12 protein-coding genes are annotated in these 14,098 nt (G+C 39.8%); all 12 read left to right on the top strand.

Features of this window, described 5'->3' with window-relative positions:
- Nucleotides 1-98 precede the first annotated feature (98 nt).
- The 12 genes from LKE33_09775 to LKE33_09720 all read left to right on the top strand — a co-directional run bounded on the left by LKE33_09775 (nt 99) and on the right by LKE33_09720 (nt 13,934).
- Entirely contained in the window at nt 99-620 is a 522-nt protein-coding gene (locus tag LKE33_09775; protein MCH3951205.1) for a hypothetical protein, read from the top strand.
- A complete protein-coding gene (locus tag LKE33_09770; protein MCH3951204.1) occupies nt 617-1,894 on the top strand; it encodes a hypothetical protein in 1,278 nt (425 codons plus the stop codon). Before LKE33_09775 ends, LKE33_09770 begins: the two co-directional genes overlap by 4 nt.
- Before the next feature lie 1,053 nt (nt 1,895-2,947).
- On the top strand, nt 2,948-4,102 hold the full coding sequence (gene istA / locus LKE33_09765) for an IS21 family transposase (GenBank protein ID MCH3951203.1): 1,155 nt from the start codon (nt 2,948-2,950) through the stop codon (nt 4,100-4,102).
- Nucleotides 4,103-4,158: 56 nt separating this feature from the next.
- Nucleotides 4,159-4,860 (top strand): transposase, encoded by a 702-nt coding sequence (locus tag LKE33_09760; GenBank protein MCH3951202.1) that lies wholly within the window; start codon nt 4,159-4,161, stop codon nt 4,858-4,860.
- The gene (locus LKE33_09755) at nt 4,857-5,777 is read left to right on the top strand and encodes an IS3 family transposase (GenBank protein ID MCH3951201.1); all 921 of its coding nucleotides are present in this window, start codon (nt 4,857-4,859) and stop codon (nt 5,775-5,777) included. The genes LKE33_09760 and LKE33_09755 overlap by 4 nt, the downstream gene beginning before the upstream one ends.
- 180 nt (nt 5,778-5,957) lie before the next feature.
- Nucleotides 5,958-6,260 carry a hypothetical protein gene (locus tag LKE33_09750; GenBank protein ID MCH3951200.1) on the top strand — a complete coding sequence of 101 codons (303 nt, stop codon included), beginning with the start codon at nt 5,958-5,960 and terminating at the stop codon, nt 6,258-6,260.
- Nucleotides 6,257-7,021 carry an ATP-binding protein gene (locus tag LKE33_09745; GenBank protein MCH3951199.1) on the top strand — a complete coding sequence of 255 codons (765 nt, stop codon included), beginning with the start codon at nt 6,257-6,259 and terminating at the stop codon, nt 7,019-7,021. Before LKE33_09750 ends, LKE33_09745 begins: the two co-directional genes overlap by 4 nt.
- 579 nt (nt 7,022-7,600) lie before the next feature.
- Nucleotides 7,601-7,975, top strand: a complete 375-nt coding sequence (locus LKE33_09740) for a hypothetical protein (GenBank protein ID MCH3951198.1) — start codon at nt 7,601-7,603, stop codon at nt 7,973-7,975.
- Nucleotides 7,976-8,459: 484 nt separating this feature from the next.
- Nucleotides 8,460-9,497, top strand: a complete 1,038-nt coding sequence (locus tag LKE33_09735; protein MCH3951197.1) for an ATP-binding protein — start codon at nt 8,460-8,462, stop codon at nt 9,495-9,497.
- A gap of 73 nt (nt 9,498-9,570) precedes the next feature.
- Nucleotides 9,571-11,826, top strand: a complete 2,256-nt coding sequence (locus LKE33_09730) for a S8 family peptidase (GenBank protein ID MCH3951196.1) — start codon at nt 9,571-9,573, stop codon at nt 11,824-11,826.
- 59 nt (nt 11,827-11,885) lie between these two features.
- Complete coding sequence (locus LKE33_09725) at nt 11,886-12,719, top strand: hypothetical protein (GenBank protein ID MCH3951195.1); 834 nt, start codon at nt 11,886-11,888, stop codon at nt 12,717-12,719.
- A gap of 42 nt (nt 12,720-12,761) precedes the next feature.
- The gene (locus LKE33_09720) at nt 12,762-13,934 is read left to right on the top strand and encodes a nucleotidyltransferase (GenBank protein ID MCH3951194.1); all 1,173 of its coding nucleotides are present in this window, start codon (nt 12,762-12,764) and stop codon (nt 13,932-13,934) included.
- Nucleotides 13,935-14,098: the final 164 nt, after the last annotated feature.

Raw genomic sequence — 14,098 nt, 5'->3', positions numbered from 1 at the left:
TTTAGGTCGATATACTGGTTAGCTTTTTTGAAGAGAGCATCTTTAATGGAATGTCAATATAGGTTAGCGAGATTCAAGGTTGTCAGGAGATAAAATAAATGAGTTTACGGGCACCATTGTCAAGGTATTGTTTAGAGTATTTTTGTGTTTTTTTCGTTATATTATTTGTGATTCTCGTATGTGGGGGTATATTTTATCACGCAGGGAATTGGAAAATTATCAATGACGACGGCTTATTTTCAGTACATACTGATATTCACAGTAGTTTATATAAATCTGAGATCAATATTAAAAATAATAAAAAATATTTTATAATTTCTGGATTTTGCTATAAATTGAATGAACCAATAAAATACTTTGATGTTTCTGTTGTTTTGAGAGAAGTTGATCAGAAAGAATTTATTATTATTCCCACACATTTAGTAGTTAGAAGAGATATTTCAAATAAGGAGGGGAAAACTAAGAGAAAAGGCAATTTCGCAATGTATGACGCTTCCGGATATGAAACACGAATATCTAAGAATAAATTAGGTTATAACAAAAAGTTTAGAGTATATCTCCTTTATAGGAATAATGGTGAGTGTACATTAATAGATATGGAGAAGTGTATTGGCTCATGAACTGCAAAGTAAAATTGTTATATAAAAAGATATTTTGCAAGGAAAATCTCCCATTCTTATTTTTCTTGATTTATCTACTTTTCATGCACTTGGGTATGAGTATGTTTGGGGATGATATAAATTTTTCTAAGAAGCTTTTATCTATAGAGAATATGAAGCAACGCTACTTTAAATGGTCGTCCCGTATAATTATAGACAGTTTCCTAATTGGATTGTTGCATTACCCACCTTATCCTTTTCTGCTTTGGAAAATTTTAAACATTGTAATGATTTGTTGTTGTGCAATGGGTTTGAAGTATTTATTTTGGAAAGACGGAAATACACTGATAAATAATCTTGTAATTGTATTACTCTGTATGTTGTATCCAATTCAAGAAATGAGCAGTGCAGGGTGGGCGGCGACATTTGTTAATTATTTTTGGCCCATAACTCTTTGTATTTTATCTTTTGTAATAGATAAAAGGATTTTAAATGAAAATTATCCAAATAAAAAATTGCAAGTTTTTTCGGTAGTTACGCTATTAATTGGTACAGATGCTGAGGTTGCGTGGGTATTTTCTGTGTTTATGACAGTCGTTGCCTATATGTTAAACTATAAAAAAGAGCGACTAAGGTGGTACTATGTTGCAAAATTTTCTATCTTGTTAATTTCTTTTATAAAGATAATTATGTGCCCAGGTAATCATCTACGGTTCTTAAGCGAGGTGGGTAGTTGGTTTCCTGATTTTTATACCTTATCTATTTTTGATAAAATTTATTTGGGGTCTGTGACTACAGCCTCTTATATGTTGAATAGATCAAACCTTATATTTGGATTTATTGTTGTCATATCTTCTTTTATTGTGCTCTCAATGCGTAAGCAATATCTTCTTAAATTATATTTTTCCTTTATTTTGCTCTTGAAATTTTTGGGCATGAATGTAAGAAATCAAAATAATATCTGGAGTCTTTTTCATGCCGGAGAAAGAATTACTATAATGAACTCGACTAATATAATGAATTATGTTTGTTTTGCCTGTAGTGCACTGATACTTATATCTATTGCAGTATTGATATTGTCACAATTTGGAGTCAGCAAAAAATCACTTTATTTAAATATGTGGTATTTTGCTGGACTGAGTGCTAGAATGGTATTGATTTTTTCCCCAACATTGTACGCCTCTAGTTTGAGAACATTTTTGCTTCTAGACATTTCTCTTATAGGGATAGCTATAGAGTTATGTAAGTACGTATATGTTAATAAATTGAAGGATATCCACTGTTTTACTGAATAGTTTTATCATTGATACACACTCAATAATAAAGGGGCTGTGAAATAATGCCCCTTTAAGAAACACGAAAAATCCCCTCTGATTTTTTCAAATCGGAGGGGATTTTCGTGTTGTTATTGGCTTTAGCCGGTCGAGTTCCGCAACTGAATAAGGAGCCAAACGAGACAAACAATCACCCGCTATGCGGGTGCGCGTCGATTGTTATACAAAAAAATCACCCCTTCAAAGTATGATACAGTTGCTCAAACAGTATTGTCCTATAGAAAGGATGATTTTTTTGGCAATGATGGCTAATAGCTTTACCCACACTGTTAGGGGCCAGGTGAAATCGCCAAAAACAGCCCAACTGAAATGAACAATTAGAGACCATCTGAAATCGCCAAATTTAGCTCAACTAAAATAGCCATTACACTTTTTTCAGATTCCATTGCAAGATAAATTGTGACCAACAATCTAGAGTAAGGGAGAAACTGTGAAAAATATTGTGTAATGACTTGGGTATCATTGTAGCACAAGCCGACGGAATTAAAAGATCGTTTTGCTATGGTGTTGAAGCCCTCATGTTTGATTTTTGATGAAGTAGGCCACAGTATATTTGATAAGGGAATACACCCGGATTTTAACCTAGTAGATTGTAGATAAAATGTGGCTAATACAATATGGTCTTCATGAGCAACTGAATGACGTGGGCGGTTTGATGAAGATTCAGACCGCATATTAGATGATGCTGTGGTCTACACAATAAAGGGTAACAGCTAACGTGGATAACTGTTAGAGACTTATACACTACAAACAAGTCGAATAAAAGAAATAAACTCAGCAAAGGTTTCTAGAATTTAAAGCGGAAAAATCGCATTCTAGGTTGTTGGTCATTCCACTTGATCTGAAATTGGCTGAATATACCGATACGATTTTGCCATGTGCACGGACTTTTTTTACCACTCTGCCGCAGTTATTTGACCATCCTTCCGGAAGTATTTGCCACCCTGCTCAATAACTCTCATACTGAAGATAGCACACGGTTCTCGTGTGACTTTAGTATAAGGGGGTCCTCATATGACGGATTACCGAAAGATTCTTATGCTGCGAAGCAAGGGGTGCACTCAACGCGGGATAGCTTTAACCAAAGTTGCTTCTCGCCCAACCATCAGTGCAGTCTACAAGGCTGCAGACCAACAAGGCATTAGCTGGCCGCTGGATTCCAGCATCACTAATGCTGAATTGGAAACAATATTATTCCCAAGAAAGAGCATGACCAAAGTTTTTTATGTTGAACCAGACTATCCCTACATCCATCGGGAACTAGCAAAATCTGGTGTAACGATGACGCTTCTATGGGAAGAATATTGCAGACAGTGCTACGAGACTGGCAAAACGCCTTATATGAGTACACAATTTGCAGAGAAATACCGAAAATGGGCTCGGGTAACCAAAGCTACCATGCGTATTCAGCATAAACCTGGCGATGCCATGCAGGTAGACTGGGCTGGGGATACTCTTCCCGTATATGACCCGGTAACCGGCAGTACAAGCCCAGCGTATCTCTTTATTGCCACCTTGCCGTGCAGTTATTATACCTATGCAGAAGCCTGCGACGATATGAAAACTGAGAACTGGCTGAACTGCCATATCCACGCCTTCAAGTTTTATGGTGGTGTTCCTCGGCTTCTAATTCCTGACAATTGCAAAACTGCAACCACGTCTAATACTAAGTATGAAACAATCCTAAACCACAGTTACCAGGAATTGGCTGAACATTATGGTACGGCAATTGTACCAGCCCGTGTGCGCAGGCCTAAGGATAAAAGCTCCGCAGAAGCTTCTGTGCGTTTTGCTGAAACCTGGATTCTTGCTGCCTTACGTTCAAGGAAATTCTTTTCCCTTCATGAAATGAATGAGGCTATTGCGGAAAAACTTAAAGAAATGAACGACCGCCCCTTTAAGCAGATGGCAGGCTCCCGCTACAGTGCCTATATGGAAGAAGAAAAGCAATATATGCTTCCTCTGCCACCTACAGATTTTGAGGCTGCTGTTTGGTCGGTAGCCAAAGTTCCCAATGATTATCTTATTTCAGATGGCAAGAACAAATATTCAGTCCCTTACAACTTGATTGGCGAAAAGGTAGACATTCGGGTGACAAAGACTACTGTAGAAGTATTCTTCCACGGCAGCCGTGTTGCCAGCCACCGTCGTTTGCGGACCGTCCAGTGATATGCTCCCCTTAAGACGGAGAAAAAAATTATGTCAATGTTTTAAGGAGGCATGTCATGGTAAAGAGCAATAATAAATTCATCTCTCCTGAGATTAAACTCAACGCTGTCAAAGATATCCTTGAACACAGATCCAACACCTACCAAGTGGCTAAAAAGCTTGGTATCCGGCGGCAGAACGTTTCTGTTTGGGTAATGAATTACAAGAACGAGGGTGCAGAAGCCTTTTCCCCGAAAAAGGGAAAGAAAACCTATCCTCTTTCCCTTATGGAAAATGCCGTTAAGGATTATCTGAATGGTAAAGGCAGCTACATTCAAATCTGCAAGAAATACAAGATCCGTTCCCCCAGGGTTCTTGCAGACTGGGTTAAGCATTATAATATTCATGGAGAATTAGATTCTTACGCTTATCAAGAGAGATGTGATAAATCCATGAAAGGTAAGGCAAGTACCCTTGAAGAACGCTGCAAAATCGTCAAGGAATGTCTGGAATCCAACCGTGATTACCGTTCTGTAGCCGAAAAATACGGTTATTCCTATCGTCAGGTCTACAACTGGGTTAAACGCTACGAAAAGGACGGGAATTCAGGACTGGCCAACCATCAGGGCAGACCCAAGAAGAAGCCGATGGATCCTTCCCACAAGGAAACAAAAGATGAGGAACTGGTGCGCCTGAGACAAAAAGTCAAGGATCTCGAATTGGAGATTTTGCTTCTAAAAAAACTGGACGAGTTGACGAAAAGGAATCGCTTTCGTTGACTCGTAATCGTAAGCAGTATGAAGCGATTCAAGAGGTTTGCGAGGAAAATGGGGCTTCCGTGCAAAAGTGTTGTACTATCCTGCACGTTTCCCCCTCTGCCTACTATAGCTGGCGCAAGACGCCCCTTAGCCTGAATGAGCTCATAAACAAGGGAATCTGCTGCCATATTCTCAGGCTTCATATTAAATATCCTGAAGCGGGATACCGCATGATGGCTGATAAATTAAGGGAAGAATGCAACATCGATATCTCTGATAAACGGTGTTACCGTCTTTTTCGTAAGCTGCATATTCATTCCCAGATTAAATGGAGACCAAAAGGCTGCACCCATAGCCGTGTAGGCAAGAACAGTCCACGCAAAGCAGAGAACGTACTGAACAGGAAATTCCATGCAGACATGCCTGACCAGAAGTGGGTGACAGATGTATCCGAATTCCGGCTTAACATTCCAGGCCCTGTCAGTGGAACTTATATTGTTAAACATCTCTATTTAAGCGCGATTTTAGATCTATATGACCATAGAATTGTATCCTATGCGATGAGTGACCGTAATGATACACCTCTTGTTATGGAGACTTTCAGGAAAGCCTTCAAACAGAATCCCAATGCACATCCATTGGTCCATACAGACCAGGGTTTTCAATATACAAGCAATGAATATCTGGAAATGGCAGAACAGTACAACTTAACAAGAAGTATGTCCAGAACCGGCAGATGCCTTGATAATGCCCCAATAGAAGGGTTCTGGGGAATGTTAAAGCGGGAAAGAATCTATATGCATACATACTACAGTATCGAAGAACTGGAGTGGGATATCCGGGATTACATTCTATATTACAATACAAAGAGAACTCAACGTAAACTGATGAGAATGTCCCCGATGGCGTTCCACAATTTCTATGCCAGTGCTGTTTAAGAATATGTAAGAAATGATACATTTTTAAGCAGGATTTTGAAATGTTTTAGTCTCCGCTTGACGGGGAGCACACCACAGAGAGATCCGCTGGTAAACCTAGAGCACATGCCCCTTGCACACCAAAGGTACCTGACCTACAATACGGATGATTTCACTCGTTGGGCAACGACTGTTGGTCCCATGACAGAAAAGACTGTGCAGTATTTCCTTACCAGCGGAAAGGCCCCAGAACAGGGCTACAAAGCCTGCTCCAGCCTTAGGAAATTGGAAGAACGTTACGGGAAAGTACGGCTTGAAAACGCTTGTGGACGTATTTTCGCCTACAAGGCCACTCCGTCCGTCCGTAACGTCAGCAGCATTTTAAAAAATGACCAAGATAAACCTGTTAAAAACGCTCCGCAGAAAAAGCCAGCCGCAGCAAACAACTACGGAATTACACGCGGTGCCTCGTATTTCAGTAAGGATAGAGGTGGCCGCCAATGATAGACCAGGAAACCGTAGAGATGCTTAGGAAGATGAGAATGACCGCTATGGCGGATGAATTATCCCACCAATTACAAGACTCAACCTTTAATGAGCTTGGCTTTGAGGAACGAATAGGACTGATGGTGACTGCCGAATGGAACCGACGCCAAACGAATACAGTACAGCGACTCATTAAGAATGCAAATTTTTCTGCCCCAGCTGCCGCAGTAGAAGAAATTGAGTACTACGAAGATAGAAAGTTGGATAAAGCACAGATTTTACGCCTATCCAGCTGCAAATTTGTAGACGAGGGACACCATATTATTCTGGAAGGAGCTTCTGGCAATGGTAAAACCTACATTGCCTGTGCTCTTGGTAACGCTGCCTGCCGACGATTCAAGAAAGTACGATATATTCGTATGCCAGAATTGCTGGATGAGTTGAATATTGCCCGAAGCGGCGGTGAATTAAAGAAATGCCTGTCCAATTACAAAAAGGTTGATTTGCTCATTTTGGATGAATGGCTTATACGCCCCCTAACACCGCAGGAAAGTTATGATCTATTAGAAATTGTAGAAACTCGTTGCCAACGTTCTATGATTTTCTGCACCCAGTACAGCACAGATGGCTGGTATACCAGGATTGATTCGAACCCCGAATCTGCAAGCCCTGTGTCTGATGCTATTATGGACCGCATTATCCATAACTCATACGTAATTATGGTTGAAGGCCGTATCTCAATGAGAGAACGGTATGGCCTGAAAGCAACTCAAAGCTAAAGCTTATCTATACTTTAAAGAAAACTAAATAACCAGCTCTGCCGGCTCAACCATCCGGCAGAGCTTTTGGCTGAATCTCTTAATGGCCTACTAGTGCGGTGGGGTGGTAAAAGAATTCCGAGAAGGTGGTAAAAAAAGTCCGTGCAGACGGTAAACTTACACCGATTTATGCATGGTACAATGGGAGAAGTTATTAAGGGTGTTAGGGACCAGGTGAAATCGCCAAAAACAGCCCAACTGAAATGACCAATTAGAGGCCATCTGAAATCGCCAAATTTAGCTCAACTAAAATAGCCATTACATTTTTTTTCAGCTTCCTTTACAACGTAAGTTGTGACCAACAACCTGAAGTAAAGGAGGAACTGTAAAAAACATTGTGTAATGGCTTGGATACCATTGTATCACAAGCCTTAAAAGAAATGGAAGAAGAGTGCGGACTTGATCTAAGGCCAGATGAGGCAGAATAATTCTTTTAACAGGCATAATTAGGCGACTTATGATGCAGAGATTTATGCCATACTAAAAGTGCACCGCATGTAGTAAGAGTATTGCAAAAACCATCGAAAGGGGGTCTTTTATGTGAAAAACGAATTCCGGAAATTTGCAGCTGCAGTCGTACTGGGACTTACCGTAGTACAAGGGAGCGCCATGGTAAGCGGACTGCCTGTTACGAGCATTGCAGAAGCTGCCGATGTGTGGGTCGGTGGTTCCGGTTCATGGGCCTATTATGTAGGCGACATATATTGGTCAGATTCTTATCATGTGGATTTGACGGCTAAAAGCGTGAATACAAAATTCGGAGATAAACGTGTTTGGCATTATCATTATTTTTATGACAATGGCAACTGGTATTGCCTGGACAAAGACCGTACTTGGAATAAAGCTTGGGTGGTGGAAGAAGCTGATGACCCGTTTTTTATGTATGCCCTTAAAGTGCGTGATGGAGAAGCGTAATGCTAGCACAATCTATTAATGGTAAATGACACTTGAAGAGATAATTGAGATCAAAGGGGCTGTAAAAAATTAAAAAGCGCTTTTGGCTTTTGGCATATGGCATTTAGCCTCGTCTGCAGTATTGTGGTAAGGCTTTTGATTCATATAAAATAATAAAACCCTAAAATTTAGAAGATAACCTAAATTTTAGGGTTTATTTTTATATGTTCGTAGAAAAATGCCCTGGCAATTTTTCTTCTATGAGCGACCCGCGGTCCCTTTGATTATCCTTATGTTCACACTTCTGTTAAACAATAGTGCCCTGGTTCGTGCCTATAGATGGAGATATGATTAGTGTATCCGGCTTCACAGTTGGAGAGAAAAGCAATGGCCTTTATATATATATATATACTAAGGCCAACTAAAAATTAAAAATAAAGTTTGTCCATTTATTTGACAAAATGTCCTCATGGTGCTAGGATGTAAATAAAAAGGAGGCAGCGAAATGAAAAAGGCAGATATTGTTGATTTGATTCGATATCATGTAGAACACGATGAGGCTGGTTTTCGTACAACAGCAGCCTCGATAGCGCGCGAATTTGATCGCTTGGGAGATACTGAATTAGCTTTATATATATCGGGCTTACTTTCAGATACTACTGTATTTGAGGCTCAAAATGTTTCGTATGGTCAGGAAATAACAATTCCTTTTTCCCGTCGGGTTTTGTATGCCAATGATATGGTGGCTCTGCCTGATGCTGTTATGGATGATGTTCATGGTATTTTGAATGCCATTGGAAGCAAATTAGGAATGCATCGATTTTTATTTTACGGTGCCCCTGGTACGGGTAAAACTGAAACGGCGAAACAAATTGGCCGCATTTTACAAAAGGATTTATACGTCGTGGATTTTAACATGCTAATTGATAGCAAATTAGGGGAGACTGCAAAGCATATTGCACAGCTCTTTGAAGCGCTCAATCAATTAATTAATCCACAGAAGGTAATGGTACTGCTTGATGAAATTGACGCAATTGCCTTAAATCGGATTGATAGCCAGGATGTACGGGAGATGGGGCGGGCAACCTCAGCCATTCTTAAAGGGCTTGATGAGTTGAACGACCAAGTTGTGTTGATTGCGACGACGAATCTTTATGAAAAACTTGATAAGGCTTTTCTCCGGCGCTTTGACTTTGCTTGTAATTTTGACCGCTATACTCAAAAAGATTTGCAGGATATTGCCGAAAAGATGATTCAGGATTCCTTGCTAAAGGTTGGAATAAAAAAGCATCATATCAGGACAGTACGCAAGATTCTTAGTATACCTACACAGCTTCCTTATCCTGGTGAGTTAAAAAATATTATTCGCAGTTCTGTAGCGTTCAGCAACCCTTCCGAGGAAGTGGACTATTTGCGCCAGTTATATCGAAACTTTGTCTCACGCAAGATGGATGTAGGAACCCTTAAGAATCAAGGATTTTCTGTACGTGAAATTGAGGATCTGACAGGTATCTCCAAAAGTAAAGTTGCTAAGGTTGAGTAAGGATTAGAGTTATATTCCGTCAGTGAGGCAACGTATTAGATTTACTAGTATATGTCAGAAGGAGGAAATTTGAGTGAACCATTTGTTGCAGCTCAAAGGGCAATTTCAGCATCGCAGCCGGAAGCCTGGCGGTGGTCGCTCCCTTCCTAAAGGAAAAACGGCTTCTGCGCAGCATTTACGTAATTTGTATAATTCTTTGCAGTCGACTTTGACAGCGTGGCAGCAATACAACATGCCTGGTCATCCACTAATTAGCGTTTATTATGACCGGATTATTGCTAAGAGCAATCGTATCCAGGGAATATTCTTTAAAGCGCCTGAACAAAACAATAAAAGTGTCGTTGGGGCTAAATATACTCCGGATTTGAAAAAGCATATTATTACCCATTGCCTTTCCACGGATCAAGTAAAGGATGCTTTGAAGGCTTTGGATGTGAGTATTTATTGCTTGGAGCAAAATAAACTGACTTCCATATCTGAGGAACAGCTAAGTTTGATAAAAGAAAACTTTTCAAAGGTCATTGCAAAACATAAGGATGGTAGTGTCTTGTCCTACACCCGCTTTAAGAACATTGTTATCGACAGTTTCTACATCGAACGATTCGGAGTAGAAGAATCGGCCCCGTCATTGCACGGTAGTGTTCTTGTCAGCTTGTACAATAATGAGGCTGATGAGCATGATCTCTTTACCTATTTGGGCATAGATGTGGACATAAGCAAAAAATTAGGGAATCATACCTATTTTTTGACTGAGGCTGAATATGCAATGATTTTGAGAAGAGCACCTTTTTTGGTTGCTATGGGTGTTACGGACCTAAGAACATTGCCAGTAGAACCCTTGTTTAACTCTGTGCCAGAAGAGTGGAGAATTCCACATCCTGGAAATGAACCTACAATTGGAGTCATTGATACGGCTTTCGATGATAGAGTCTATTTTCATGAGTGGGTTGACTCTCATTTAATGTTAGAGCAGAATATACGCCCGAATTCTGAAGATAAGAAGCATGGTACATCCATCTGCTCTTTAATTGTCGATGGACCATCTCTGAATCCTGGCCTTGATGATGGCTGCGGTCGCTTTAGAGTTCGCCACTTCGGGGTGGCAACTAAGAGGTTCAGTTCTTTCCTTGTGATGAAGAAAATTAAGGAAATTGTAGAACAAAATCAAGATATTCACGTTTGGAATCTGTCATTGGGATCGGGGATGGAAATTAATCCAAATTTTATATCCCCAGAAGCAGCTGTTTTGGATGACCTGCAATCCAAATATAATGTAGTATTTGTCGTTGCGGGCACTAATAAGACAAATGACACTCCTAAGCCGGTTAAAATCGGAGCTCCAGCTGATTCCATCAATTCTATAGTCGTGAATTCTGTAGAATTGGACGGTACCCCTGCTGAATACACACGTTGCGGTCCGGTATTATCCTTTTTCAATAAACCAGACGTGAGTTATTACGGAGGTACTCAAAGGCAACCCTTACGTGTCTTTTCTTCTGAAGGCGCAGGACCTGGTATTGGTACTTCTTATGCAGCTCCCTGGATTGCACGTAAGATGGCGTATTTGATGGATGTTATGAATCTTCCTCGGGAAGTTGCCAAGGCATTACTTGTTGATTCTGCCGTTTCTTGGAATCGAAGCACGCAGCCTTCAGTTCTTACCGGATATGGCGTTGTTCCGGTTCGCATAACGGATGTATTGCAGTCAAAGGATGATGAGATTAAGTTTTTTATTCTTGAAACTGCTTTCCAATATGACACTTACAATTATGGCTTGCCTGTCCCTGTTGAAAATGACAAGCATCCCTATATTGCACGGGTATCGCTGTGCTACTTTACACAATGTAATCGCAACCAGGGTGTAGATTATACAGATACAGAACTGGATCTTCATATTGGCCCTATGAAGCCTGTTGCTCGTCAAGGCAGCGTACCTGGAATTCACGATATCCAAAATAACTGCCAGGCAGCACCGGGATTTCTTAATTTACCAGAGGAAACCGTGCGAAAGTTTTATAGGAAATGGGATAATTTAAAAATTATTTCTGAAACTTTAGAAACGCAAAAAGGTCGCTCGCGCCGCCCTCGGTTAAAAGGAGAACGTGGCCTTTGGGGAATCAGTGTAAAGACTAAAGCTCGACAGCCCCGGCAGCATGGAGAGTGGCTGAATTTTGGTCTTGTGGTCACCTTAAAAGCATTGGATGGGAAAAACCGGATTCAGGAATTCATTCAAAGCTGCACAGCACGCGGCTGGATTGTTCAAGATGTGGATATTGAGGTACGTACTCGTTTACATGTGAAATCACAAGCGGAGATTCAGTTCGAGTAATAAAAGCTTACATATACGGATATACTATTATAAAAATTATATGAGGGGATGTAGTATAGGTGGCAGATAAATTTAAAGATAATTTCAGGCAAATCTCACAAGTTATTTTAGGTGTTGTACTTGTTGGGTTTGGGCCACTTTTAGTGGAATTCACTGGCCTGCTTGGTATTGTTGAAAGTTCAGGTTTTTCAGATGAGGCAAAAGTTGTAATTTTTGCGTTAATGCCTTCAGAAAACTTTTTCTGCTGGTCAGTTAAGTTCATTGTGAGGTTATTTTTATATTTATTTCTTTTATACAGATGGAACTCAAATTATGTTTTAAATACAAAAAATTTTTATCATGACTATCCATTATGGTGGTATAGAGTTTGTCGATGGCTTTTTGGAATTAAATCTTGTGATTTGAGAAATGTTCCCATTTATTTACAGTATAAACTGGTGCTCAACCATGTTTTCGAGCATTATTACATTAATGATGAATTATTCCCATTGGATGAAACTTTACCTAAATTTACTAAGCCAAAGGAGCTTGCCCTGAGCAGTAATTGTAGAGAATTTAATCTTGTGCTTGAAGAGACTTACGGGATACGAGTCAATCAATTACCCGAGAATAAAAGGGATGTTCCTACAATTTGGCTTAGTGTGTTTTCAGGACGGGTTATTGGTCGACGCTACCACAGTAAATTGGTAGATGATGTTCTTGAAGCAGTTCAGCAATTGCCTGTTGGTTCTCGGTTAAATGTGTTTGCAACTACTAATCCAAAGACGAACTTGTGTATTGCTCAATCCGCATCTGCTATGCGTGGAAGGAGCAATTTAGCGAAGCTCTTTGTTTATCAACAATCAAGCAATCAATCTAGAAATTTTGAATCGGAAGGACATGAAATTTTCTAACAATTTTATTTGAACTATTTTGAGCTATATGGAGGAATAGTGATGACAAATAATCGTATGAATCAAATTTACGGCAGAGTACTTAAACATATTGACATCGGAGATGATATGTTTAATCGGGCAAAAAAAGAATATGAAAATTTTGGCAGTTGGTTGAACGAAAATGCCGCGGGTGAAAGTTATTCGGTTTATCCTCAAGGTTCCTTTGCCTTAGGAACTGTAGTTAGACCCATATCAAATGCTGATGACTATGATTTAGATATGGTTTGTGAGTTGCAGAATCCATGTATCTGTAGTGCGAAAGAGTTGAAATATTCGATGAAAGGATATTTGACTAGATATAAACCAACTCGAAGCGATATTGAAGAAAAAAGGCGTTGTTGGCATGTTGAATATCAGCATGTTCCCAATTTCCATATGGACGTGATTCCCGCAGCTTCTTCTGGGGCATTTATAATGATTACCGACCACAATGAGTCCCTAGACACTTACAGGTATCTTGGAAGCAATCCTAAGGGATACAGAGAGTGGTTTTATAATAGGTCAGCAGCCTATAGAGAACGGGTATTTACTACCGATAGTGCGTTTGCAGAATATAGAGACTTTGGTTTGGGCAGAAACCATGTGATGGATGAAGCTACTCTGGAAAAAATCAAGCGGCAAAAAATTAAAACGCCATTGCAGAAAGCAATCCAACTGCTAAAAAGGCATAGGGATGTTATGTTTGATTCTCTAAAAGATCGAAAAGATGATAAGCCGATTTCTATCATCATTACAACAATTGCTACATCTTTGTATAACCAAGAAGACACTGTATATGAAGCCTTGAGTAGTATTTTAAATAAAGCAAGACCATGGGTTATGGCACATTTTCATAATGGAAAGTTTTTCATTGAAAATCCCAGCTATAGTGGGGAAAATTTTGCAGATAAGTGGAATGTTCATCCAAATCGTGCGCATGCCTTTTTTGAATGGATTGAGAAGGCAAAAGAGGATTTGACTGATGCAAGCTTGTTTGATTTAACTTCTATTGAGATGGGCCGACATATAGGGAATGTTTTTGGTGAACCAACTATGCGGCAGGTATATGAAGAAAAGGCAAGGGAAGATCGGAAAAACATCGAAAGTCAGAAGCTTAAAATAGACTCAAAAACAGGCAATTTATCGGCGCTGGGGACGGTTTCTATACCTGCTTCTCACCATTACGGTTATTAAGTCATAATGATGTCCAAAGTACGTTTGAAACCAGTAAGTGTAGCAATGCAGAAGGCAGATTTAGAAAAAAAGTTCGGCAAGTTAATAAGAAAGATTTATATTAATCGATCCAAGTTGTATTGTTACATGACACTGCAGCCATCTCAGTATTCTGATAAGTACTT

This window comes from Acidaminococcus sp. (assembly GCA_022482815.1).
GTDB lineage: Bacteria > Bacillota > Negativicutes > Acidaminococcales > Acidaminococcaceae > Acidaminococcus.
This window is presented reverse-complemented; position numbering and strand designations above follow the sequence as displayed.